The sequence below is a fragment of the Allopseudospirillum japonicum genome, from assembly GCF_900108915.1.
Classification (GTDB): domain Bacteria; phylum Pseudomonadota; class Gammaproteobacteria; order Pseudomonadales; family Halomonadaceae; genus Pseudospirillum; species Pseudospirillum japonicum.
On sequence record NZ_FNYH01000004.1, the window covers coordinates 139,139 to 162,281 of the forward strand.

22 protein-coding genes and 1 tRNA gene are annotated in these 23,143 nt (G+C 45.1%); 9 read left to right on the plus strand and 14 right to left on the minus strand.

Annotation, left to right across the window (positions count from 1 at the left end; all coding sequences use genetic code 11):
• Positions 1 to 402: 402 nt before the first annotated feature.
• Entirely contained in the window at positions 403 to 1,395 is a 993-nt protein-coding gene (locus BMX05_RS05690) for an FRG domain-containing protein (protein WP_218138991.1), read from the minus strand.
• 31 nt (positions 1,396 to 1,426) lie between these two features.
• Entirely contained in the window at positions 1,427 to 1,975 is a 549-nt protein-coding gene (locus BMX05_RS05695; protein WP_093309002.1) for a hypothetical protein, read from the minus strand.
• 780 nt (positions 1,976 to 2,755) lie between these two features.
• Between BMX05_RS05695 and BMX05_RS05705 the strand changes: the two genes are divergently transcribed.
• From BMX05_RS05705 to hslO, 3 genes are all read left to right on the plus strand, one after another.
• Entirely contained in the window at positions 2,756 to 4,762 is a 2,007-nt protein-coding gene (locus BMX05_RS05705; protein ID WP_245710452.1) for a cation:proton antiporter, read from the plus strand.
• A 90-nt stretch (positions 4,763 to 4,852) separates the two neighbouring features.
• Positions 4,853 to 5,143, plus strand: a complete 291-nt coding sequence (locus BMX05_RS05710) for a late competence development ComFB family protein (RefSeq protein WP_093309004.1) — start codon at positions 4,853 to 4,855, stop codon at positions 5,141 to 5,143.
• A 14-nt stretch (positions 5,144 to 5,157) separates the two neighbouring features.
• Complete coding sequence (hslO, locus tag BMX05_RS05715) at positions 5,158 to 6,036, plus strand: Hsp33 family molecular chaperone HslO (RefSeq protein ID WP_093309005.1); 879 nt, start codon at positions 5,158 to 5,160, stop codon at positions 6,034 to 6,036.
• A gap of 51 nt (positions 6,037 to 6,087) precedes the next feature.
• On the opposite strand, the gene BMX05_RS05720 is transcribed toward hslO, so the two are convergent.
• From BMX05_RS05720 to cysB, 3 genes are all read right to left on the minus strand, one after another.
• Positions 6,088 to 6,633 (minus strand): hydrolase, encoded by a 546-nt coding sequence (locus BMX05_RS05720; protein ID WP_093309006.1) that lies wholly within the window; start codon positions 6,631 to 6,633, stop codon positions 6,088 to 6,090.
• 113 nt (positions 6,634 to 6,746) lie between these two features.
• Positions 6,747 to 7,949: a tryptophan synthase subunit beta gene (gene trpB, locus BMX05_RS05725; protein ID WP_093309007.1), complete on the minus strand. Its 1,203-nt coding sequence runs from the start codon at positions 7,947 to 7,949 to the stop codon at positions 6,747 to 6,749.
• 74 nt (positions 7,950 to 8,023) lie between these two features.
• Positions 8,024 to 8,995 (minus strand): HTH-type transcriptional regulator CysB, encoded by a 972-nt coding sequence (cysB, locus tag BMX05_RS05730; RefSeq protein WP_093309008.1) that lies wholly within the window; start codon positions 8,993 to 8,995, stop codon positions 8,024 to 8,026.
• Positions 8,996 to 9,193: 198 nt separating this feature from the next.
• Here cysB and BMX05_RS05735 point away from each other — a divergent pair, with 198 nt between their 5' ends.
• The 4 genes from BMX05_RS05735 to serS are packed head-to-tail and all read left to right on the plus strand — an operon-like array spanning position 9,194 to position 12,350.
• On the plus strand, positions 9,194 to 9,946 hold the full coding sequence (locus BMX05_RS05735) for a DNA translocase FtsK 4TM domain-containing protein (RefSeq protein WP_093309009.1): 753 nt from the start codon (positions 9,194 to 9,196) through the stop codon (positions 9,944 to 9,946).
• Between the two features lie 3 nt (positions 9,947 to 9,949).
• Positions 9,950 to 10,642, plus strand: a complete 693-nt coding sequence (lolA, locus tag BMX05_RS05740) for an outer membrane lipoprotein periplasmic chaperone LolA (RefSeq protein WP_093309010.1) — start codon at positions 9,950 to 9,952, stop codon at positions 10,640 to 10,642.
• 10 nt (positions 10,643 to 10,652) lie between these two features.
• Positions 10,653 to 11,036 (plus strand): fluoride efflux transporter CrcB, encoded by a 384-nt coding sequence (gene crcB / locus BMX05_RS05745; protein WP_093309011.1) that lies wholly within the window; start codon positions 10,653 to 10,655, stop codon positions 11,034 to 11,036.
• A gap of 42 nt (positions 11,037 to 11,078) precedes the next feature.
• Positions 11,079 to 12,350, plus strand: coding sequence for a serine--tRNA ligase (serS, locus tag BMX05_RS05750; RefSeq protein WP_093309012.1), 1,272 nt, complete (start codon positions 11,079 to 11,081; stop codon positions 12,348 to 12,350).
• A 715-nt stretch (positions 12,351 to 13,065) separates the two neighbouring features.
• On the opposite strand, the gene trmA is transcribed toward serS, so the two are convergent.
• The 5 genes from trmA to BMX05_RS05780 form a co-directional block, all read right to left on the minus strand.
• Complete coding sequence (trmA, locus tag BMX05_RS05760) at positions 13,066 to 14,187, minus strand: tRNA (uridine(54)-C5)-methyltransferase TrmA (protein WP_093309014.1); 1,122 nt, start codon at positions 14,185 to 14,187, stop codon at positions 13,066 to 13,068.
• A gap of 22 nt (positions 14,188 to 14,209) precedes the next feature.
• Positions 14,210 to 15,067, minus strand: coding sequence for a glutamate racemase (gene murI, locus BMX05_RS05765; protein ID WP_177166807.1), 858 nt, complete (start codon positions 15,065 to 15,067; stop codon positions 14,210 to 14,212).
• A 317-nt stretch (positions 15,068 to 15,384) separates the two neighbouring features.
• A tRNA-Ile gene (locus BMX05_RS05770) sits at positions 15,385 to 15,461 on the minus strand.
• Positions 15,462 to 15,527: 66 nt separating this feature from the next.
• Positions 15,528 to 16,748, minus strand: a complete 1,221-nt coding sequence (locus tag BMX05_RS05775) for a flagellar assembly protein T N-terminal domain-containing protein (RefSeq protein ID WP_093309016.1) — start codon at positions 16,746 to 16,748, stop codon at positions 15,528 to 15,530.
• Positions 16,749 to 16,818: 70 nt separating this feature from the next.
• Positions 16,819 to 17,460: an LPP20 family lipoprotein gene (locus BMX05_RS05780; RefSeq protein WP_093309017.1), complete on the minus strand. Its 642-nt coding sequence runs from the start codon at positions 17,458 to 17,460 to the stop codon at positions 16,819 to 16,821.
• Positions 17,461 to 17,706: 246 nt separating this feature from the next.
• Here BMX05_RS05780 and BMX05_RS05785 point away from each other — a divergent pair, with 246 nt between their 5' ends.
• A complete protein-coding gene (locus BMX05_RS05785) occupies positions 17,707 to 18,882 on the plus strand; it encodes a tRNA nucleotidyltransferase/poly(A) polymerase-related protein (protein WP_093309018.1) in 1,176 nt (391 codons plus the stop codon).
• Here BMX05_RS05785 and folK read toward each other — a convergent pair.
• The 3 genes from folK to tnpA form a co-directional block, all read right to left on the minus strand.
• Positions 18,836 to 19,405, minus strand: coding sequence for a 2-amino-4-hydroxy-6-hydroxymethyldihydropteridine diphosphokinase (gene folK, locus BMX05_RS05790; protein WP_093309019.1), 570 nt, complete (start codon positions 19,403 to 19,405; stop codon positions 18,836 to 18,838). The genes BMX05_RS05785 and folK overlap by 47 nt on opposite strands.
• A 1-nt stretch (position 19,406) precedes the next feature.
• Positions 19,407 to 19,796 carry a dihydroneopterin aldolase gene (gene folB, locus BMX05_RS05795; protein ID WP_093309020.1) on the minus strand — a complete coding sequence of 130 codons (390 nt, stop codon included), beginning with the start codon at positions 19,794 to 19,796 and terminating at the stop codon, positions 19,407 to 19,409.
• A 171-nt stretch (positions 19,797 to 19,967) separates the two neighbouring features.
• Positions 19,968 to 20,423, minus strand: coding sequence for an IS200/IS605 family transposase (tnpA, locus tag BMX05_RS05800; RefSeq protein WP_093309021.1), 456 nt, complete (start codon positions 20,421 to 20,423; stop codon positions 19,968 to 19,970).
• A 77-nt stretch (positions 20,424 to 20,500) separates the two neighbouring features.
• On the opposite strand from tnpA, the gene BMX05_RS05805 reads away from it, so the two are divergent.
• The gene (locus BMX05_RS05805) at positions 20,501 to 21,880 is read left to right on the plus strand and encodes an RNA-guided endonuclease InsQ/TnpB family protein (protein ID WP_093309022.1); all 1,380 of its coding nucleotides are present in this window, start codon (positions 20,501 to 20,503) and stop codon (positions 21,878 to 21,880) included.
• A gap of 62 nt (positions 21,881 to 21,942) precedes the next feature.
• Here BMX05_RS05805 and BMX05_RS05810 read toward each other — a convergent pair whose 3' ends face one another.
• Positions 21,943 to 23,100, minus strand: a complete 1,158-nt coding sequence (locus BMX05_RS05810) for an acyl-CoA dehydrogenase family protein (RefSeq protein WP_093309023.1) — start codon at positions 23,098 to 23,100, stop codon at positions 21,943 to 21,945.
• Positions 23,101 to 23,143: the final 43 nt, after the last annotated feature.

Sequence of the window (23,143 nt, forward strand, 5' to 3'; positions counted from 1 at the left end):
CCTTACTATCTTAAGTATTCACTCTCCTTGCAATGTATCGTTAGATTTTAACTTGTCCGAAATATATTTTGCAGAGTTTTCAATATATGGAAATACTGTGCTTTCATTGATATTTAATAGATCCAGCTCCTTCAAAATAGCCTTTTTGTTCGCGACAGTGATTCTTGATAATTTGATTTCCGTAGTACCCTCTTCATCAAAGACTGTATCTAACCCAAACAAAAGGAATGCGCCAGACTGAGATGAGATTCTATCATTGCTCTGTTTTCCTTTTACGCAAATTATTTTTCTCAAGTCATCCGATATAATTATTGGCTCGAAGAATGGTTTTTCTTCTCTGATAAAGTGAAGTAATCGCTTAATTGCTTTTTGTTCATTAAAACCTTGTTCTTCAAAGTTTATTTATTCTTTCTCGGTTTGCAGTAAGCGTGCCAAATTAGCAATGCAGCTAGCTAAATCTGAATCGAAGTACTTAATGTCTTCTCGTTTGATTGAGAAAATAATGACTTCGCCTTCTTCGTCGATGGATGATTTACACGCGAAATAGAGAGCAATTAAAGGATTGGAAGTTATATCAAGCAGTCTTGTCGGCAATGAGTAATGCTGCATCCTCACAAGACGATCAAGCGTGTAAATGTCTGACTGAAAGTCGGCGGAGTTAGAGACCAATAATTCTCTGTACAAAATATGTTCATTGTCTTTGTAAAGATAGTTACCTTTTTCATCTTTCCTAAACAGTGAAGGTTCCAACTTGTATTGCTTCTTATTTGAGTGGCCACGATAAAACACTTCATAACCATCTTCCTGCTCAAGGCCCAAAACCTTTCCAATAAACCCTTGGACCTTTTTTACCTTAGGATTTGGGGATTTTTCAGTTATAGGTCGATCCAGCTTAGTGGTCTTTATTTGCTTATCAGGTTCGAGAATCCCTTGATGTTGAAGTCTCTGAAACAAATCCTCGTCTTTTACCGCCCAATGAGTCCTGTTCATTTCCCACTCACGTATATCTAGCAATGTGGCGATTGGCTGGATTTGGGAATATGGTATTGGTTCTACATCTTGTTCGAGCTCAAATTCTATAAGGAGATTGCGGCCACGCTCTGTAATAGAAGTCAAACAACCAATTCGGGTATTCGAATTTTTCCCTTCATATGCAAATAGACAAGGGTAGCTTTTTAGATTTTTGATGTGAGAGTCACTTAACCTTTTAAAAGCAGACGCAATAGTCTCGTTCGTATATTCAAGGAAGCGACTTTTATCATACTCATAAAAACCTTGGTCCCAAGCGCCTTCTATTGCGGTTACTAGTAGGTTGTACATAGGGTGGTCTATTCCTGAAAAATTTAACGCCTTAAGCAGAGGTTTATTTTGCATTTTGGAGCGAAGCGACAGCAAAATAAATCCTGCTAACTTGGTTTGTTATACGTTACCACGAGAAACTCTCCATTGTTATCTCCAAACCATCTTGCCGTAGGACTCTTACAACTGAATTTTTTACATCAATATGCCAACTATCTGAAGGTAAGATCGTTTTCCCTTTAACTAGATTAGAACCATCTTTTTCCGCAAAATAAAATGTTTCGTGCTTTGTTTCCACATTACGTGTCAGTATTAGCATCTTAGATTTTGGTTCCCGCGAAGCAATACCATTGTTGTTTTTTATTGGCGAAGCATAGTCAATATGAAATTTAACCTCTCCATTCTCTACAGATGTTTCAAAGGCTAGCGCGACCACCTGGAAATTATCTTTTTTTGGAAAAAGGTATTTCCCTTCGTTGGTTTCAGGGTTGTAAATATACAGATTTACAATTGAGTCACCGCCGCTGCTTAAAAATCCAGACTTCTTCTCACTTTCAACACTTTTGAAATACAAGCCTGTTTCAGGATCATAGGTATCAATGCTTGGATTGTAATATCCTCCTGCAAAGGAGAAGGTTGATAATACCAATATGCCAACAAATACTGCTAACTTCATTATCTCTCCTTACGTATAACACTTTCATATCAGGCACGCTTATTTCGCCGATTTCAATATAACGACAACTTTGGAAGTGGTACTTTGATAAGAAAGGAAAAATCCATTTTCTGATCTGACTGCTTCCCTGCTAAACGTGCATGCGCGATATCACACTCTTTATCTTAAGAGCTGCCGTGCGCCTGTTATTCCGGCCACAACTTTTATCATTTATTGATCTTGCAATTTATCCCATTGCACCGTACCTGTAAACTGCGCATTTAAGCTGGGTAAATCGAGCACATTTTTTAGTAAGACCAAAAATGTACAGTATTATATTGAACCATAAAAACACAAAGATCATATGGAGGGTGATTTATGGTTAACAGTCCATTTTTGGAAAATTTTGCAAAGTGTCAGGTCAGAGGGATGACGGCGCGGCTACAGGATGCAAACAGAAAAAACCTATATTCATTGGATGAAGCGCTTTATCTTCTGTCATCAACAACGTCATCGGCAGTTCAGGGTAATGCGGCCAAGAACACACTTGCGGTTAGGCATAGCCGTCCTGTAGAGGGAATCCCCGTGCTTTAGCACGGGCAGATATCAATGCAACCTCTTCCCAGTGAGGTGCAGATTGAGTAGCTTAAGCGGTATTTTACGAAGAATTCCCACAGATACCCAGAATTTTGGTTACAATGCCATTTTTAAATCGATAGATAAGTCAATGTATATTTAAGTTCATAGCTTTGGCTTGTGCTCGTCTAGGCTTACTCCTTCTTAGTCTACTTGAGATCTTTTATGGCATTAGCAATCGCAGCAGAAACCTTTAATGATGTGATGGTGATTCTGAGCGCCTCCGTTGTTGCTTCAGCAATTTTTAGTCGCTGGCGTTTACCACCCGTACTGGCATACCTTGCGGTAGGCTGTTTAATTGGTCCACATGCGATGGGCTGGATTGAAGAAAGTAAAAATATTGCCTTTCTTTCCGAGTTTGGTTTGGTCTTCCTCCTTTTTTCCTTAGGTCTAGAATTTTCCCTTCCTCGTATGTATGCCCTGCGCAAAACCGTTTTTGGTTTAGGTGGCGCTCAGGTGGTTTTATGTACCTTGTTATTTTGGGTAGTTCTACACTTTTTAGGCATGAGTTGGGAAACTGCCCTGATTGCCGCCGGTGCTTTGGCGCTCTCTTCAACGGCGATTGTGTCGCAAGAATTGACACGTTGGGGAGAAATCAACACCCCGCATGGGCATGCCTCGATTGGTATTTTACTTTTCCAAGATATTGCCGCCGTTGTCTTTTTAATTTTGGTACCTGCATTAGCCGGTAGTGCAGATCAAAGTTTATCTTTCTCTTTGTTACTCATGGTGCTGAAAGGGATAGGCTTATTTGTCTTCTTGCTTGCAGTGGGCAAATGGTTAATGCCTGCCTTATTCCATGAAGTTAGTAATACGCACTCGGATGAGTTGTTTGTACTCACTGTCTTATTAGTCGCTTTGACCTCGGCTTGGATTACCCATGAAATCGGTTTATCCATGGCCCTAGGCGCGTTTATTGCCGGTATGATGTTAGGTGAGAGCCACTACCGCCACCAAATTGAAGCGGATATACGTCCTTTCCGTAATATTCTGCTCGGGCTTTTCTTTGTCAGTGTCGGTATGTTGCTGGATCTGAATGTCTTACTCAGCAACATTCACTGGGTGATTGTCAGTGTTCTCGTGCTTATGCTGGTGAAGTTCATCATGATCACCGCCTTAGCACGTCTGATGGGCAAAACTGCAGATACTTCTATACGTACTGGGATTATTTTAGCGCAAGGTGGTGAGTTTGGTTTTGCGTTGCTTGCGCTGGCCTCTGAGCATGAGCTGGTAGGTCCATCCCATGTGGCGATTATTATTGCGACTGTGATTACCTCCATTGTCGTTACCCCCATGCTGATTAAAAACAGCGGCTTGATTAGTCGTCGTTTATTGCCCAAAAATCAAAATATTGCTGACGATCAAATTCCGCATTCCAACGCTGCTTTGGCAGAAGCCACCGCAGAAATGCAAGATCATGTCGTGATTTGTGGATTTGGGCGGGTAGGGCAAACCATTGCGCGTTTTCTTAAAAAAGAAGATGTCCCCTATATCGCAGTAGATATGGATACAGTACGTGTGCACGAGGCTTCGAGTGCAGGTGAACATGTGGTGTATGGTGATTCTAGTCGGCACGAAATTTTAGAGGCTTTAGGCGTTGCGCGGGCCCGTTTAGTGGTGGTGACTGTCAATGACAAGCATTTTACCCTGCAAATTTTGGATAGTTTGAAGCATTTAGCTATCGAGGTGCCTACCTTAATTCGTACGAAAGATGATAGTGATTTGGAGCTCTATCAACATGCAGGTGCGACTGAGGTTGTCCCTGAGGTCTTAGAAGGCGGCTTGATGTTAGTGTATCACTCGCTTTTGCTATCGAATATTCCATTCCGTCGCGTCAATCATGTCATTCGTAGCGCACGTAGCGAGCGTTACCAATTATTGCGGGGCTATTATCATGGCACTCAATCTTCCGTAGCAGATGCAACTGGCACGCCCTTGGTACGACGCCACCCTGTGGTACTGACAGAGAATGCTTGGGCTTGTGGACGTTGTGTCGGGGATTTAAATCTAGCCCCTTTGGGAATTGAGGTCTCTAGCTTATTACTGGCAGCCGACGGACAAGAAATCAGTATGCCAGAGTTGGAACAAATCCTCTCATCTGGGGATACGGTGATTTTAACCGGTTTAGCGGATCATATCGAAGAAGCAGAAAACCGCTTATTAAGCCGTTAAGCTATACTTGAGATAAGCAGGTCCACCCCTATATCAGAAAGTGGATACTTGGGGCACCTGCTGATTTTAAGAAATAACAGGGGGTGGGCCATGCGCATTGAAAATATCCATAATTATTATGAAAAGCTGCTACGCGATCGTGTTAGTGAAGACACACGCCTTGCTGGGCAAAGCCAAGATTTTATTGAAGATGTGCTTTGCTTGACCCTGAACCAACTTGAACCTCGCTATATTCGTTTTGATGTGGATATGGCGTTTTTTCTCAGCCCACACGAATATGAGCGTATGCAAGCACGCATTGATACCGCTTTAAATAATGCGATTGAGCGTGTTAGTCGCTTTCCGGAATATATAGGTCAGCTTCATATTCGTCCGCAATAGCTTTGAGTCCCTTTATGTCTACTGCTGAACCCCAAAATTTTGATCAGATTCAACGTTTTTTAGTGGAAGGTACGCCAGTGCGCGGTGAACTTGTGCAACTGGAAACCAGTTACCAACAGATTATCAAACAGCAGGCTTATCCTGTAGGTATTCAAAAAGTACTGGGTGAGCTATTAGCTGCGGTGACCTTGATTACGGAAACGTTAAAACTGGAAGGTACCTTATCTTTAGAAGTGCGTTCCTCTGCAGCGGTTTCTTTATTGATGGCAGAATCTAACCCTGGGGGAGATGTGCGCGCTTTAGCACGTTGGCAAGCAGCGCAGATACAAACACAAGCCCAAGTAAGTTTAGGCGATCTGGTGGGTGATCAAGGGCACTTAGTGATTACCTTAGATCCCAAAAAAGGCAAACGTTATCAAGGGATTGTGGCATTAAGCTCGCCAAATTTAGCGGAATGTTTGCAAGATTATTTTAGTCAATCAGAGCAACTACCGACACGTTTTTGGTTGATGGCCGATCCAGCGCAAGGGCGCGCAGCCGGTTTACTCTTACAAAGTTTACCCATGCAAGCCGGTGATGATGAGGATGCTTGGTCACGTTTAACTCAATTAGCAGACACGTTAAAAGCGGAAGAAGCCTTACAGCTGGAAGCACAAACTGTGCTGTATCGTTTATACCATGAGGAAACCGTGCGTGTTTTTCCGGCAAAAACGCTACAGTTTGCGTGCACTTGCTCAAGGGAACGGACACAAGATGCTTTGCTTGGTTTAGGTGCGCAGGAAGTGGAAAGTATATTAGCTGAACAGGGCCAAATCGAAACTCAGTGCCAATTTTGTCATACTCAATATGTGTTCACCGAGCAGGATTTGCGCCCATACTTGAGTGTACATTAATGTGGCATGTGTCCTCGCTACCTAGGGGCGAGGACGCAGTACCTCTAAAATCTAGCGAATATAATTTTTACTAATTTTGCGGAAAATTTCTGTACGTGATTTGTGTAACCACTCAAATGCCACCATCTCACGAGTGACAATCACGGCACCGGCTTGACGTAAACGTGTCATGGCCGCTTGTTTATCTGTTTGTCGTCGAGAGCCTAAAGCTTCCTCAACTAAAAAAACTTGATAACCCTTCTCTAAAAGGGAAAGGGCGGTTTGCAGAACACACACATGGGTTTCCGTGCCCACCAGAATAATTTGTTGACGTCCTAGTTGTGCCAGTCCGTCTTCAATCTGCTGTTCATACAAGGCACTAAAGTGTTCTTTTTGCCAAATTTCTTGGGTTTGTAATAAGGAAGCCACGGGCGTAACTGTGGCACCTAAACCTTGTGGATATTGCTCGGTCGCTCGTACTGGAATGTCCAGTTCGCGGGCAATTTGGATCAACCAGCGTGTATGGTTGACCACTTCGCTAATTTGGTGAATGGCAGGGGTTAGCGCTTGCTGGATATCGATTACCAGCAGTAAAGAACGCTCCGCATAAATACGCATAGTTCACATCCTGTTGAGTTGTTATTGTCATCGTCTGTCATCTTGCGCAATCTGCTAGCAAATAGCAAGGCTCGGAGAAAACCGAGCCTAATTAATTGAAATATAAAGACTAACTAGAGGCCAAGCTGTTCAGCGACAAAATCAGCATCCTTGTCGCCACGACCAGATAAGTTCACTAAAATACAAGCATCTGCATCCAGTTCTGGCGCTTTTTGCATGGCCCAAGCCAGTGCATGCGCGGATTCTAGCGCTGGAATAATGCCTTCAATACGCGAGAGTTTAATAAAGGCATCTAAACAAGCTTGATCATCCACCGCATGATATTCTGCACGGCCTAAATCTTTGAGATAACTATGCTGGGGCCCTACAGAAGGGTAATCTAATCCAGAAGCAATCGAATGCACTGGTAGCGGCTCGCCTTGGGGATCTTGCAGCATATAGGAATGGAAACCATGCATGGTACCGGGTTGGCCATAGCTTAAAGTCGCGGCATGATCACCGATCGCAAAGCCCCGACCGGCAGGTTCAACACCGACTAACTTCACTTCGGGCAGGTCGAGAAAACCGGAGAAAATCCCCATCGCATTGGAACCACCACCCACGCAAGCGGCTACATAATCTGGTTGGCGGCCGGTGAGTTGTGGGAATTGTGTGCGCGCTTCACGACCAATAATGGATTGGAAATCGCGTACCATCATGGGGAAAGGGTGCGGACCGACGACAGAACCTATGGCATAGATAAAGTTTTGTGGGTCTTCTAGATAAGCTTCAAAGGCACTATCGACTGCATCTTTTAAGGTTTGGGTGCCACGAGTCACACTAATCAGGCGGGCACCGAGAATTTTCATTTTGGTGACATTAGGATGCTCTTTAGCAATATCGACCGCACCCATATGAATTTCACAAGGTAAACCGACCAAAGCACAAGCGGTCGCCAAAGCCACACCATGTTGGCCTGCACCCGTTTCGGCAATGACTTTGGTTTTGCCCATATGCTTAGCTAAAAGCGCTTCACCTAAACAATGATTAATTTTATGGGCACCTGTGTGGTTTAAATCTTCACGTTTTAAGTAAATACGTGCACCGCCACAATGCGCACTCAGGCGTTTAGCAAAATAAATAGGGCTGGGACGGCCCACATAATATTGATATAACTCGGCTAATTCATCCTGATAGGCTTGAGTTTGGCTAATTTCCACATAGGCTTGGGCGATTTCATCCATAATTTTTTTTAGATGCTCAGGGACGGCTTGCCCGCCATATGGGCCAAAAAAACCTTGGGCATCAGGTTGCATTAGGGTGTCTACAGAGGTCATATCCGCTTTCCTTGGTGGTTGATGTGATCTTTTGTGAGAGGGCAACAAGTATACGCTTTGCAGTACACTGGCCTCTAGTATTCAGGCAACCTTTGCTGGGCAAATAAGGCTTCCACTTCTTGCCGATTGGCACACGCAAGGGCACGGTCAACCACTTCTGGTGTGAGGTGCGCGGCTGTTTTTTGTACAAAATCATACATATAGCCGCGCATAAAAGTCCCACGACGGATCCCAATTCGGGTGATACTCGATTCAAACAAATGGCTGGCATCCAAAGCGACCAAATCGGGTTCCTTATCTTCATCGACCGCCATACGTGCCACAATACCTACGCCAACACCAAGACGTACATAGGTTTTTATCACATCTGAGTCCGCCGCAGTAAACACCACTTTCGGTGTGAGCCCTTGTGATTTAAAAGCATCATCTAGCTTGGAGCGCCCTGTAAAACCAGCCACATAAGTGACTATGGGGTATTTGGCCAAATTAGCTAAAGTGAGCTCTTTTTGTGCTAGAGGATGGCCTTTGGGTACGAGAATACAACGATTCCAGCGATAACAAGGCAGCATAATGAGGTCATTAAAAAGGGCGATAGCTTCGGTAGCAATGGCAAAGTCTGCCGCTCCTTCAACCACCATTTGGGCAATCTGCATTGGGGTGCCTTGCTTCATATGCAAGGAAACTTCTGGGTATTTACGAATGAATTGCTGGATGACCGGTGGGAGTACATAACGCGCCTGGGTATGTGTGGTGGCAATGGATAAGCTGCCACGTTTCTCATCGCTAAACTCTTGCGCTACTTTTTTAATCGTCTCCACTTTACGCAGCACTTCGCCGGCTAACTCGATAATGGCTTGTCCAGCTGGGGTGATCCGTGTGAGATGTTTACCACTGCGTGCAAAGACTTCAACGCCGAGTTCATCTTCTAGAAGACGAATTTGCTTACTAATCCCAGGTTGAGAGGTGAATAAGCTTTGTGCTGTTGCAGAGACATTGAGATCATGGTGGGCAACTTCCCAAATGTAACGTAACTGCTGTAATTTCATTTTTAGCCCCTAAAGGAATAAAAAATAATAATTACATTACTTTAAGCTATATTAAAGCGCATCACAAGCTTAGGAGGAACACAGCGTGTGCTGATGTGAACAGAAGTTGCGCCGATAAGCCTTTAATGCTGAGCAACAAATACTCTAAACTAGAATGTTCGTCCCTTTCCCATTGATCTTTGTAATAGGTGATTTCACGTGTCCCTAGGTGTACGTCTTTACACAGGACTCATTTACGCTTTACGTTGGCTCAGGCGTCATATGGCGCATGGTGTGCCTTTGTTGGCTGCCCTTGCCTTGTTTGCTTGCGCGACTTATGTGTTGACAGCCTTACTCAGTTTTTCTGCACAAGATCCTGGATGGACACATGTCAACGAATTCACCCAAGTAGAAAATTGGCTGGGTATGACAGGTGCTTGGTTGGCAGATGTGCTTTTAAGTGTCTTAGGTTATGGCGCTTATATGGGCGTTTTTCTGCTGATCTGGTGGGGTATTTGGTTAGCTTTAATGCCGATGCGTCATACGGATTTTGATCCTCTCATGCTGGCTTTACAGGTCTTTGGTGCCGTGGCTATCTTATTGGCTGCTTGTGCATTATCCGCATTATATTTGTATCATACGCCCAATAATTTTCCTTTTAATTCAGGTGGTTTGTTGGGTGAAAGCCTGTTGCAGTTCTTGTGGCCTTTGCTTGGTACTTGGGGGGTAACCTTGTTATTTTTTATTGCCTTGCTGGCTGGTTGGGTGCTGTTAACAGGCGTGTCTTGGTTTAGGGTCATGGATGAAATTGGCTTTGCTTTGGTGAGCATCTGGAACCTGATTCAAGGCCAATGGTATGAGTTGGAACAAGAGCGCCAAGAACTTCAGCATGAACTTGCGCATCAATACCCTAGCCATGAGGCTTATACGCCTTATGATCCGCCTGATTCGTACTCATCAAAAGGATCTTAATTTATGATACGCCTAAAGGCTTTATGTCAGGTTACTGCTGGGCTTTTGTTTATGCTCCTTAGTACGTTAGGTAGCCTACAAGCTGCGAACCGAGATGCTCAAGCCCTGCATCAACATCTGACAAAAATGCACGCGCTCAGTGCGCATTTTACTCAGCAGATTTTAAATGCCAGAGGCACTCAAATACAGCAAGTCAGTGGTTATTTAGCTTTGGAGCGCCCACATTATTTTTATTGGCAAACGTTGGCCCCTTTTCCGCAGGAAATTGTAAGTAATGGTCAGCAACTTTGGGTGTATGACCCAGATCTTGAGCAGGTCAGTTTGCATACTTTGGATGAACAAGCCCATAAAACCCCAATTGCTGTGTTACTTGGTAATTTTGAGCAGCTCAGTCGCCACTATCAGGTAAGTCAACTCGGTGGCACAGCCAAAGCAGTGCAAATGTTCCAATTGGTCCCCTTGACTGAGACTAACTTATTTACCCATTTGCAAGTTCGTTTTGTCGATGGGGTGCTTGACCAACTGACCTTTGCAGATACCTTAGGGCAACAAACTCGGATTGATTTAGATCGAGTACACCTCAATCCTGAGCTTGATCCTAGCCAGTTTGAATTCCAGATTCCAGAAAATACCGAGGTGATTCGTGCTTTACAGGCAGAAAGTCCACCACAGCCGCAAAGCCTAACTACAGAGTGAGAAACCTAGCATGCAATATTGGTGGGCCGTTGCCTTGGGTGGTGCTTTTGGCGCTTTAGCACGTTATGCAGGGGTTGCTTGGGTGAGTGGGCACCTAGGGCGTGCCTTCCCGTGGGGAACCTTAAGCGTCAATGTATTAGGCTGCTTCTTGCTCGGTTTTTTGTTTGTTTGGCTGGTGGAGTTCTTAAAAACGGCCCCACATTGGCAAGCCGTTTGTATGACGGGATTTGTGGGGGCTTTCACCACTTTTTCCACCTTCGCATTAGAAAGTTTACAATTAGCACAACATCAAGGTTGGTCATTCGCCCTCCTCTATATGGGCACAAGCCTGATCTTAGGTTTAGGCAGTCTTGCCTTGGGGATTGGCCTAGGCCGTTGGTGTTTTGCTATGTAATTTTTTTCCTCTTATTTAATCGCAAAATTATTAAGGATTTTTATGTTAGATGCCAAGCTCTTGCGTCAAGATATTCAAAGTGTGGCTCAAGCTTTGAGTACGCGCGGCTTTCAATTAGATATTGCTGCTTTTAATGCGTTAGAAGAACAGCGTCGCCAATTGCAAACCCAAACGGAAAGTTTGCAAAATGAGCGTAACACACGCTCTAAAGCGATTGGTCAGGCCAAAGCAGCTGGACAAGATATTGCGCCCTTACTGGCTGAAGTCAGTGATTTAGGCACAAGATTAGACCAAGCCAAACAAGCTTTAAATCAACTACAAGAAGATCTCAGCGACCTCTTACTTGGTTTGCCTAATATTCCGCATGCGTCTGTGCCCCAAGGCCGTAATGAAGCGGATAATCTAGAAGTAAAGCGTTGGAAAGAGATTCCCACCTTTGATTTTGCAGTAAAAGATCATGTGGATTTAGGACAAGGCTTTCAAGGATTGGACTTTGAAGCGGCGAGCAAAATTACAGGGGCACGATTTGCCGTGATGCGTGGTGGTTTGGCCCGCCTGCATCGTGCACTGATCCAATTTATGTTGGACACGCACACACAACAACATGGTTATCAGGAAATTTATGCCCCTTATATGGTAAATCGTGACTCTTTGCAGGGCACTGGACAACTGCCTAAATTTGAGGAAGATTTATTTAAACTGCAGGGCGAACAAGAATATTATCTGATTCCTACTGCAGAAGTGCCTGTGACAAATCTAGTACGGGGCGAAATTCTTGAAGCAGCCAGCCTACCTTTGCGCCTGACTGCGCATACACCTTGCTTTCGTAGCGAGGCCGGTTCACACGGGCGTGATACCCGTGGCATGATTCGTCAGCACCAATTTGAAAAAGTAGAAATGGTGCAAATTGTACATCCTGAACATTCCTATGCGGCCTTGGAAGAGATGCTTGGCCATGCAGAAACCATCCTACAAACTTTGGGCTTGCCTTATCGTGTGGTTGCCTTATGTACTGGGGATATGGGGTTCTCTGCTGCGAAAACCTATGATATTGAAGTTTGGTTACCTAGCCAGAATACCTACCGAGAAATTTCTTCTATTTCTAACTGTGAAGCCTTCCAAGCACGCCGTATGCAAGCCCGTTTCCGCAATCCTGAAACGGGTAAACCCGAACTAGTGCATACGCTTAATGGTTCTGGTCTAGCCGTTGGACGCACCCTACTTGCGATCTTAGAAAACTACCAGCAAGCCGATGGCAGCGTGCTTATTCCTGAAGCCTTGCATCCTTATATGGGGGGTATTACTAGCCTTTAATCCTATTAACTCAACAAAAGTGGGACACCCCTTGTACGCAATTGCATACAAGGGGTGTGTGCGAACAGCAGTAGAAGCAGTATTAAAAACCTGTATTTTGTAGGTTAAAAACAGCAAGACTTTGATTTTTAATCTATTTTTTTATACATGAAAGGTGGTAAACCCAAATATCACCCCCTTGCAGTCTAGGGAGAAGTCTCCTAGTATTAAGTCATGGGCAGGGACACAAGGACACGGAAAGGCAAAAGCCCTTAAGGAAAAAACCTAGATTAGGATGCGGGTTGAGGGAAGTAAAAAGGCAGGGATCAAAAAGGAAGAATACTAAGGATAGATAGGATGTCAAGGGTGTAAGGATACCCAAGTAAGGACACGCACCAAGGAGCTATTGGATAATAGAGTAGGGTACACAAGCGACAGGATGTCACTAAAGTGCAAGGAGTATCACAGGGAGCACAAAGCGAAGGACGCGTTTTTCATCAGGAAGATGTGTTTAGGGAAAGCAAAGGAAGCTCAAAGGAAGGGAAAGACTTTCAGGATGAAAGTAAGCTTAGGATAAGCATCAAGGAGAGCCAAGGGGTGTTTGCGCTAGGAAGCCAATCAAGGACAAGACACCACGTAAAAATAAGGACAGTGTCTAGGATGGATGCTTAGCTGGGGAGAGGCAATGGACGAAATATGGGCGGCAAATATGTCGCCCTTTTTCTGTGCCTGAATTTTATCTAGGCTGTAAAAAAACGCCGATTTCAGCATGGTGCGTGTAGGGAAATTGATCAAAAAATGCCCAACGCTTAATGACATGTGTGCGCGTTAACGTGTGCAAGTTAGCCGCTAGGGTTTCTGGGTTACAAGAAATATAGAGTAAATTTTTATAGCTAGAAACCTGCTGCAAGGTCGCTTCATCCAAGCCAGCACGCGGTGGATCGACCAAAACAGTCGAAAATTGGTAATCTGCTAATTTCAAGGCCTGAATCTTACGGCTTTCTGCTAACTCGCCTGCTAAAGCTTGTGCTAGGGTTTCACTTGAGATAGGTGCTACTTGTAGATTGGCTATTTGGTTAAGCTCTAAATTATAGGCAGCAGATTTTACAGAGGTTTTGGATATTTCTGTGGCGAGTATCCGTGGGAAATTCTCTGCCAGTGCAAGACTAAAATTGGCATTACCACAATACAATTCTAGTAAATCCCCAGTTAACCCTTGAGTGACTTCCTGTGCCCAACTTAACATGTGTTGGCACACGCTGGCATTTGGCTGGGTAAAAGTAGTTTCCACTTGCTGATATTGTAAAGTACGCCCTGCCACAACAAATTTTTCAATCACATAATCTTGTGTCACCACTTTTTTTTGCTTGCGCGCGCGCCCAATTAAATGTAGTTCAGTAGCTAAAGGCGCTAACTGTTGGCGCAGTGCATGGGCAGCTTCTTCCCAAGTATCATCGAGCTGGCGGTGATAAATTAGGCTAATCACGGCCTGATCTGTGGTACTAGTTAAAAACTCGACTTGAAATAGTTTATGACGCAACTGTGGCCAGTGGCGGATGGCATCTAGTAACGCGGGCATTAAGCGATTAATAAGCTGATTTGCGACAGAGTAAGTATCCATACGGACCCGTGCGGGTTTACCGCGTGCATCCATGTTGTCTGTATCAAACATCACATAGTACAAGTCTTCATCTTGGTGCCAAAGACGAAATTCTGCACGCATTCTGTAATGGCTGGGTTCTGACGGAAAAATCTCTAACTCAGGAGGAGAAAAGAGCGCAAAATGCTGTTGGAGTGCTTGTGCTTTGTCAGCAAGCAGTTGTGGATATTGTGTAGGATCGACTTGGGGTAGACTCACAAACAAACCTCGATTAAAAAACCTAGAAACTTGATTCTAGGGAATCCAAAGTAACTTCAGGGATTAAGTGGTGATGCAGATGTAATGCATAGGCTTGCGAACAGGCCGCTAACTGTGCACGTGCCTGTCCGGATTGGGTGTCGGTGAACCAGACATGCCCACCTTTTTGCATAGGGATTTGTGGATAAGTATAGTGCAAAGCTAACACTTCTAACGTGCGTCGTGCCACCGCTGCCCCAGAATCGACCCATTGCCAATGAGGGGCTAGGCTGCTGAGCTCACTTAATAATAAAGGAAAATGTGTACATCCGAGTACGACTGTATCTAAATGCGGATGCAATAATAAAGGCTGTAAACTTTGCATTAATGCCTGAGGCTTGATTGGGTGACCAGCTAACTTGGCTTCTGCCAAGGGAACTAAATCCGCAGCACCTAAGCGTACCACTTCACAGTCAGCGGCAAAACTTGCTATTAAAGCATCTGTATAGGGGCGACGAATCGTCGCTGGTGTTGCTAGTAAGGCGAAACAGCGATTTTGACTGATTTGGGCAGCAGGTTTAATAGCAGGCACTACACCAATAATGGGCACAGCGAGCACGGCTCTTAGTTGCTCTAAAACTAGAGTGCTGGCGGTATTACAGGCAAGGACGAGAGCACTTGCGGGGGCTTGTGCCAAGCAAGTATGTAAAACGCTCAAAATACGCTCGATTAACCAAGCATCATCCTTAAGTCCATAAGGGCAAGCAGCATTATCAGCAACATAGTTAATTTCGAGCTGAGGACACGCATGACGTAAGCTTTGGACAATACTTAAGCCACCCATACCAGAATCAAATACGAGCACAGGCGCAAGAGATATAGGGGTAAAAGAGCGAGGCATACTCATATCCTAGGGGCTTGGCAAAAGCATTTTACTGAAAACACAAGAATAACATTCCGACCTAGGAAAAGACACGCGAGTCCTTAACTGCTCTGACGAAGTGGGCACTTGCAAGGCAAAGACCAACAATCTGGATAAAGAGAAGAGCAATAGAGGTCTATTGATAGGATGGCCACCCGAGCGATCAAGTAGGATACGGACTCAAGATAGTTATTCAGGTCTTTCAAGAAGCCTGCATAAGATAGAAAACTGAAATAAGCAATCGCAAAGAAGGTAGCGTAAACAATACACGCTTAGGAAGGCACTAACGACCTTGATGGTGGGCCCAGTAGGACTTGAACCTACGACCAAGGGATTATGAGTCCCCTGCTCTAACCAACTGAGCTATAGGCCCTGATTGAATCGCGGCATATTATAAAAGGTATTTCCCCTTAAAGCTAGCCCTTAAGGGGGAAAATATTTACCAAGCCACCACAATATCACCTTGCTGAATATTCATGCTCACAGGTAAAGCAGGGATTTCTCCAACAGAAAAATTCGGCTGCACTTTTTTCAAAGTGACGACCATATCTACGCTTTCCATTTCGCGATAAGCGCGTTGTTGTGCATCAAAGAAGGTGCTAATACGATACAAGCTGAGGGTATCGCCAGGCTGTAATCCAGAACTGGAACCTGCTTCCAGATACAAGTTTTTTTCTTGTGTGCGTAAAATACGGGTCATAAAAGGTTGGCAACCGAGCAGTTGGTGTGCATCCATAGCTACTAAATCGAGGAGCTGATCGATTTTTAGACCATACTCACTACCCCAAAAACCGGGCGTAGCAAAGCCAGTTTTTAACGTGCGATCTTCCAGCCAATGGCCGGTCAGTTTATATTGGCGCTGGCCAACTAAAGCGCCACTAAAGCCCTCATAAATGTACAAATCGAGCTTGAATTCACGTAAAAAACGTTCCTCATCATAACGAATGGACTCAATTAAGCCGGGCAAACGCGGACGTTCTTGTGCTAACCGAGGATTGACCATCGCCATAGAACGAATCGCGCCAGAAATCACATATTGGGTGCCCATTTGGGTAGCGACTTCTAATACATCTGTCAGCTGGTTTTGGCGGTTGATGTGTGTCGGCATGCTTTCAGGATCGGGTTGTACCTGAAAGCGCACCGCATCTAAAACGCGCAGGTGTTTTTTATTTTCCATTCTACGGATTAATTCACGTGGTAAGCTTTGGATGACATCCGCTAACCCCCCCATGCTAGCTTGCGCGGGTTGATCTAAATGGAAGCTGCTAATTGCGACACTGCGTTGATAGCCATTACTAAACTCACCCCCGCAAGAGTCACTTTCTACCACTTCGGCACGGATGCTTAAATAAAGGACATTACCACGCACTTGCTCATGGAGTACTTCTAAATTGCGTACGCGTCCTTCAGAGCTCACGCTTAAATTATCGACGGAAACAGCACCATCTTGCATCCGCTGATGACTAGAAACAGAAGCACTTCCTTGTAAGGTCGCTTGGGCAATCGCATCACGAATTGCAGCACGGCGTGCGCTAATCAAATCTTGATGTTGAATCATGGCGCTGCCTGTCGCTTCGATCCAAATTGCATGTGCAGGCAGGCTCACCAATACAGAAAAACACAGCACCACAGCACTGCAAAGACGAATGAAATTACGCATAGGCAGGTCTCTTGAGGAAAACTTGATCAAGGTAAACAACTAACCCCCTTAAGGGGTTAGTGATAAAGACTTATTCCACCGCGTAATGGCCACTGGTGCGTCCTGTCACAGTCGCAGGAGAAATAACCGTGGTTGATCCCATAGGCGTGGCAACGGCGGAATCATAAATAACGCCACGTTGTTGTGGCATTTCACCATGTACGCTGGTGCGCATACAGTAAGGGTGTGCCTGTATGCCTGTTGTGGTCACAAAGTGATCTAAGCAATAACGCGTGGCTGGTTCTAAGACTAATTCCATCACAGTTTCATAACTGCCACCGCGTAACTCATTGACTTCTAAAACTTTGGCACCGCGAATGATACTATCGACATAACCACGGAACACATCGCTGCGGCTGGCCATATTTTCTACAGTTGAGTTACCTTGCAAGCGAATACCATAAACACGTTCTGCTAAAGAGCGGTAAGCATCGAGCTTAGATGCCCGCATGGCTAGGAGTTGTTTTTGAGTCGTATTTAAACGCGCATTATTGGAAGGTGCACCATAGCCTGTCACACGGACCACGACAGGATCAGGATACATAAGTTTTAGATCATGCACATTGGCAACAGCATTCGCGGTGGCTTGGTTGTGAACTACGGTCGTTCCTGCACAACCGCTCAGTACTAAGGCACTGGAAATAACAGCAGCAGCAAGCAAGGTTGGCTTCATAGGTTAAACTCCTTCAGTAATCTTTGCAGGTGCAAGCAAGCAGACTTCAATAAAATCAGGTATAAAAAGCGCGCGGTTTTGCAGGCACTATACCAAAAGCTTATGGGGATGTCGTGAAATACCCCGTCTTATGGGCTACGGGGGGCAAGTTCGATGTCGACATCCAAAATGCTAGTGTATCTGGATTTCTTGATAAGTCTTTATTTAACGGCCATGGATAGAAAAAATTAATTTTTAGGGGGTGCTATGCAAGTTTACTTGGTTGGCGGTGCTGTACGCGATCAATTATTAGGGTTAGCAGTACAGGAGCGTGATTGGGTGGTCGTTGGTGGGACACCGGAAGCCTTAATTGCACAAGGTTATCAAGCGGTTGGCCGAGATTTTCCAGTTTTTTTGCACCCTAAAACGAAGGAGGAATACGCACTAGCACGTACGGAACGTAAGCAAGGTCATGGTTATCATGGGTTTACTTGTTATGCTGCACCAGATGTTTCTCTAGAACAGGATTTGCAGCGTCGCGATTTAACTATTAATGCTATGGCACTGAGTGATACAGGCAAGTTAATCGACCCTTATCAAGGCTATGCAGATTTGCAGGCAGGGATTTTGCGCCATGTCTCAGAAGCTTTTATTGAAGATCCTTTGCGCGTATTAAGAGTGGCACGCTTTGCCGCTCGATATGCACATTTAGGATTTACAATCGCACCGGAAACTCTGGCTTTGATGCGAGCTTTAGTCGCACAAGGTGAGTTGGCACACCTTGCCCAAGAACGTGTCTGGAAGGAAACCTGCAAAGCCTTGTTAAGTCCTTCGCCAGAGGTATATTTTCAAGTATTAGCGCAAGTGGATGCGCAAGCGCTTTACTGGCCCGAGCTTGATCTAACTGCTTTGCAGCGCTATACCGATTTTTTGCATGTGCTACCGACTCAAGCACAAGCCTATGGTCGCGACCAGGCGCAGCATCTAGCCGCTTTATGGGCTGGCCTCGGTTTGTGTATGCCGGAACCCGCATGGCAGCAGGTACAAGAAAGGCTAAAGGTACCCAAGCATATTCGCCAATTTGCCCTGCATAGCCAGTGGTTTTATACCTATACTCTGCAAACTTTTGCGGATTTAACCTTACCTAAAACAGCGCTGAAAGCGCATGCAGGTGCAGACTGGGCTTTTGCTTGTTTAAATCATGTAGACGCATGGCGCAAGCCGTTAAGATTCCAGCAATATTTGGCTTGGATGCGCGTTTTATGGGCCGATCATCCGCAAATACTCGATCAGCTACAAAACAGTTATCAACAAGCACAAGCGATTCAGGTTAAACAATTACAGGCGTTAGGTTATCAAGGTGCCGCATTAGGAAATGCCTTACAGCAGGCAAGGCTTAAGTGTATACAGGCGCTTTGGTTAGCTCAGCTAGATAAGCAATAAGTTGGGGATCTTGTGGCCAAAGGTGTGCAGGTTGCCAATGAAAATCGATTTGCTGGAGCTTTTGCTCAGGATGTGCATCGGTTTGCCAGAGTTGCGCATAAGTGGCATCTTGACCTGGTAGATACTCGTGCGGAGCTAAATCTGCTAAGGGGCGTAAGATAAAGTCATATTGTAAGATAGTTTTGCAAGGTAGTTGGCGTCCATCTTGATAGGCACAAGTCTCGCCATAGGTGAGCAGATCAATATCTAAAGCGCGTGTATAAGTCTTGGTGTGCTTGGGCTCCGTACGTCGATAATACGCTTCTACCGCTTTGGTGTAGCTATATAGGCTAAAGATGGCCTCTTGGGTATGCAAACCAACCACTAGATTAAGAAAATCGGCACCACTGACACCCACAGGCGCACATTGATAGACAGGCGAAAGCGCTAGTTCACCAAAACGCGCATGTAAAGCATCGAGGGCACAGCGTAAATGATGCTGAGGTTGTAGGTTGGTGCCCAAGCTTAAATACACTTGTGTCATTTTAAATCCTTGTTGCGGCCAAAATCTGTGCGCGTTCGCGGACTAAACGCACGCCTACACTTTGGGTATCGGGCACTAACCCCAGCTTATGAATGCATACTTTTATAGATTCAATACGGATAGGCGTGTGTTCGAAGGTAAAGATCTTATCAATGATGGCAAGCGCTAAACTTTCTAGTAATTCAAACTGGCTGTTTGCGCCCAGTGCCTGCACGCCTTGTGCAATTGCGGCATAATCCAAGGTATCTGTGAGTTGATCGGTCTGAGCAGCCGTTGTTAAATCTGTGTTGATCTCAATATCGACTTGTAAATCTTGGGTATGAGTACGTTCCCAATCATACACCCCGATCAAGGTCGTGACCTTTAAGCCTTCAATAAAAATAGTATCCATAATGCCCTAGCGTCTGTGGAATTAAAACCAGGGCATTATTCTACCCAAGGTGTGGCCGATAGGCGACCTTAACACAGAGACAAAAAAATCCCGTGCATTGGCACGGGATTTGGGTTGAACATTAAGCTTGCGCAATCTCGCCCTTTTAAGGGCGAGTCAAGCAAGAGGTCATTAGTCTTTTATTTGACTTAAAGCGCGAGAAGTTTTAACGGCTCTTTCACTTGGCGGTGTATTTTGATTTTCGATGTACTGCTTAACAACATCCAAACTCGCGCCACCACATGACACGACACAATAACTAGGCGACCAAAAGTGATTACCCCAAAGCATGGTTTTAATGCGATCCCAGTATTCACGTCTAAGCGTGTATGACGACTTCCCTTTTAGCTTGCTGACGAGGTTAGACACCGCCACCTTTGGGTGAATAGAGATCACCATGTGGATATGGTTATGCTCACCATCAAACTCTAAAAGCTCGCAATCCATTTGTTGACAGGTTTCTTCCATGATCTCTTTCGTTCTATCCAACATCTCTTTAGTGAACACACCGCGCCTGTATTTAGTAACAAACACTAGATGTGCGTTATTCTTAAAAAGGCAGCTTCTACCAGTTCTCCACTCGTACATAACAACCTCATACTAGATTGACAACCGTAAGCGCAGTGTAATAGCATTCGCACAGAAATCAATAAAGGAGAAACACCGTGCTCACTGGCATCAAGCTACGCGCTAACCCTACATCAGGCCAAAAGCTGGTATTAAGCCAGTGGATGGGCTGTGCGCGTAGCATTTGGAATGCCAAAGTGGATGAGGAAAGGTATTATCGCACTTTTGCAAGGAAGTATTACCCGATTGGCACTTATGCACCGATTGATCAGAAAACCTCTCAGTTCAAATCCAAAGAGCTCACGCCGTGGCTATACAAATGTCCTAGCCAGATTATCCGCAACAGTGCGGTTAACTGGTATCAGACTTATCAAAAATTCATGAAAGGTGCGTGTGGGCGACCTAAGCGCAAACCTAAAACTGATCGCGGTAGTCTCTACCTTACTCGCGAGGTATTTCGTTTCGACCGTTGCGAAGATGGAAACCTACGTCTATTTATCGGTACAAAGACCAATAATATTGGCTACTTGTCGTTTAAAGCACATGCTAAGTTCCAGATCCCGAATTCGCTTTATGTGCGTAAAGAACGTGGTCAATATTATGTGTCTTTCTGCTACGAGAACGAAAAGGATGAGTCAGAGTTATTAAGCAACGCTGAACACTTAGCCTTCCTGCAAGGCTCAACCAAAGAGTATTTGGAAGAATACACTATCGGCGTAGACCGTGGTGTTGCGATTCCTGCTCATGCTGGCTCAATGACGTTCGACTTCTGCGATAACCAGAAGAAGCATATGAGCAAATCTGACCGCTACATTAAGCGACTTCAACGCAAGCTAGCACGCCAGCAAAAAGGCTCAAGCCGCCGAAATAAAACCAAGCATCGCATTGCCACGCATCATGCAAAAAAGGCGAACATCCGTAACGATTTCGCACATAAGGCAAGTCGTTCACTAGTCGATTGCAAAGCAAAGGTTATTGTTTTCGAGGCACTAAGTACCTCACGCATGACGCGCAAGCCAAAGGCTAGGAAGGACGAGCAAGGTCGATACATATCGAACAAAGCCAAGCAAAAGGCAGGACTAAACAAGTCTATCCTAAACGTTGGTTGGCACATGATAGAAACCTACACCCAATACAAGGCTTACCAAGCGGGTAAAGCCGTATTCAAAATTCCCGCCCCGTATACCAGTCAGGAGTGCGCTAAGTGCGATCACACTCACCCCGACAACCGTAAATCACAAGAATTATTTGTGTGCGGTCACTGTGGCAATACTGACAATGCGGATAACAACGCATCATTGGTCATTAAGAAACGGGCTATAAATCTAATTTTAGACACTGGAACCGTGTTGTCTGACGATGGGGTTTTACAACTCAAGTCAGATAGTGGACGTGGAGGCAATCGTAAGACTAGCCGAGCCAAAAGCTCGACTAGCAGTGTCCAACGAAGCGTCAAAAAAGAAAAGTTAGCGGCTTAGGCCGTTATCTTGGAAGCTCGCTGCTTTAGCTGCGAGTAGTTCACACACATCAAACGTGCCCACTAGCTAATTTCACGTAGTAATTCACGCGCAATAATGACACGTTGAATTTCGCTAGTACCTTCATAAATAGAAGTCACGCGAGCATCGCGTGTAAAACGCTCTAATGGATATTCCTTGATATATCCATTACCGCCTAACATCTGTAGTGCGGTGTAACAGGCTGCATTGGCTTTTTCCGAGGCAAAAACTTTCGCCATCGAGGCTTCTTTAGCAAAACTTAAGCCGGATTGTTTACGCCAAGCGGCATTCATCAGCAACATGCGGGCGGCTTCTAAATTCGTGTACTCATCGGCTAACATCCATTGCAATCCTTGGAAGTTTGCCAAAGGCTGAGCAAATTGTTTGCGTTCTAGCAAATATTGACGGGCATAATCCATCGCCGCTTGGCCAATACCTAAAGCAAGAGAGCCAATACCAATACGTCCACCAGCTAACTCGGCTACTGCAATGCGGAAACCATCATTTTCCTTACCCATCAAGGCATCAGCGGGAATGCGGCAATTTTCGAACACTACTTCATTCGTTGCCGAGGCTTTCTGGCCCATTTTATCTTCGGCTTTACCAATACGAATGCCTGGGGTATCTGCAGGTACTAAAAAGCAGGAAATCCCTTTGCCTTTTGGGGCTTGTTTATCAGTGACTGCCCAGACAACAAAAACACCTGCATATTCCGCGCTAGAAATCCACTGCTTGGCACCATTGAGTATCCAAGCGTCACCGTCACGGGTTGCAGTTGCTTTCATATTGGCAGGATCAGAACCGGCTTCCGCCTCAGATAAACAAAAGCTACCTGCAGCATATTCGCCTGAACATAATTTAGGCAGATAAGTTTGCTTTTGTGCTTCTGAACCTATTGCTTGGATGACTTCGCCTACCATATTGGTCACAGACATAGTGACCGCAGTGGAAGCACACGCGCGCGCCACCTCAGTGACGGCAAGGCTAAAGGCAACTGCACCTGCCTGCGTGCCGCCGTAATCTGCATCTACATTCAGGCCCATAAAGCCTAATTCAGCCAACTGGCTCAGGTTATCTTTTAATACTTGCAGATCTTGGGTACGATCCAAATCCGCAGCGCGCGGTGCGAGGACATCCTCAGCAAAGCGGCGCGCGGTTTCTTGGATCATGCTTTGTTCTTGGGTTAAAGCTAAATCCATGCGTATTTCCTCAATCGGTCATCTAGAGCAAAAGCCTCTTTGT

What these genes read in the sequence shown, in the direction of transcription:
- folB (WP_093309020.1), bottom strand. Translation starts at nt 19,796, where the DNA reads ATGGATACTATTTTTATTGAAGGCTTAAAGGTCACGACCTTGATCGGG.
- BMX05_RS05705 (WP_245710452.1), top strand. Translation starts at nt 2,756, where the DNA reads ATGGCATTAGCAATCGCAGCAGAAACCTTTAATGATGTGATGGTGATT.
- folK (WP_093309019.1), bottom strand. Translation starts at nt 19,405, where the DNA reads ATGACACAAGTGTATTTAAGCTTGGGCACCAACCTACAACCTCAGCAT.
- BMX05_RS05710 (WP_093309004.1), top strand. Translation starts at nt 4,853, where the DNA reads ATGCGCATTGAAAATATCCATAATTATTATGAAAAGCTGCTACGCGAT.
- serS (WP_093309012.1), top strand. Translation starts at nt 11,079, where the DNA reads ATGTTAGATGCCAAGCTCTTGCGTCAAGATATTCAAAGTGTGGCTCAA.
- BMX05_RS05785 (WP_093309018.1), top strand. Translation starts at nt 17,707, where the DNA reads ATGCAAGTTTACTTGGTTGGCGGTGCTGTACGCGATCAATTATTAGGG.
- cysB (WP_093309008.1), bottom strand. Translation starts at nt 8,995, where the DNA reads ATGAAATTACAGCAGTTACGTTACATTTGGGAAGTTGCCCACCATGAT.
- murI (WP_177166807.1), bottom strand. Translation starts at nt 15,067, where the DNA reads ATGCCTCGCTCTTTTACCCCTATATCTCTTGCGCCTGTGCTCGTATTT.
- lolA (WP_093309010.1), top strand. Translation starts at nt 9,950, where the DNA reads ATGATACGCCTAAAGGCTTTATGTCAGGTTACTGCTGGGCTTTTGTTT.
- BMX05_RS05720 (WP_093309006.1), bottom strand. Translation starts at nt 6,633, where the DNA reads ATGCGTATTTATGCGGAGCGTTCTTTACTGCTGGTAATCGATATCCAG.
- BMX05_RS05810 (WP_093309023.1), bottom strand. Translation starts at nt 23,100, where the DNA reads ATGGATTTAGCTTTAACCCAAGAACAAAGCATGATCCAAGAAACCGCG.
- tnpA (WP_093309021.1), bottom strand. Translation starts at nt 20,423, where the DNA reads ATGTACGAGTGGAGAACTGGTAGAAGCTGCCTTTTTAAGAATAACGCA.
- BMX05_RS05780 (WP_093309017.1), bottom strand. Translation starts at nt 17,460, where the DNA reads ATGAAGCCAACCTTGCTTGCTGCTGCTGTTATTTCCAGTGCCTTAGTA.
- trpB (WP_093309007.1), bottom strand. Translation starts at nt 7,949, where the DNA reads ATGACCTCTGTAGACACCCTAATGCAACCTGATGCCCAAGGTTTTTTT.
- hslO (WP_093309005.1), top strand. Translation starts at nt 5,158, where the DNA reads ATGTCTACTGCTGAACCCCAAAATTTTGATCAGATTCAACGTTTTTTA.
- BMX05_RS05775 (WP_093309016.1), bottom strand. Translation starts at nt 16,748, where the DNA reads ATGCGTAATTTCATTCGTCTTTGCAGTGCTGTGGTGCTGTGTTTTTCT.
- crcB (WP_093309011.1), top strand. Translation starts at nt 10,653, where the DNA reads ATGCAATATTGGTGGGCCGTTGCCTTGGGTGGTGCTTTTGGCGCTTTA.
- BMX05_RS05695 (WP_093309002.1), bottom strand. Translation starts at nt 1,975, where the DNA reads ATGAAGTTAGCAGTATTTGTTGGCATATTGGTATTATCAACCTTCTCC.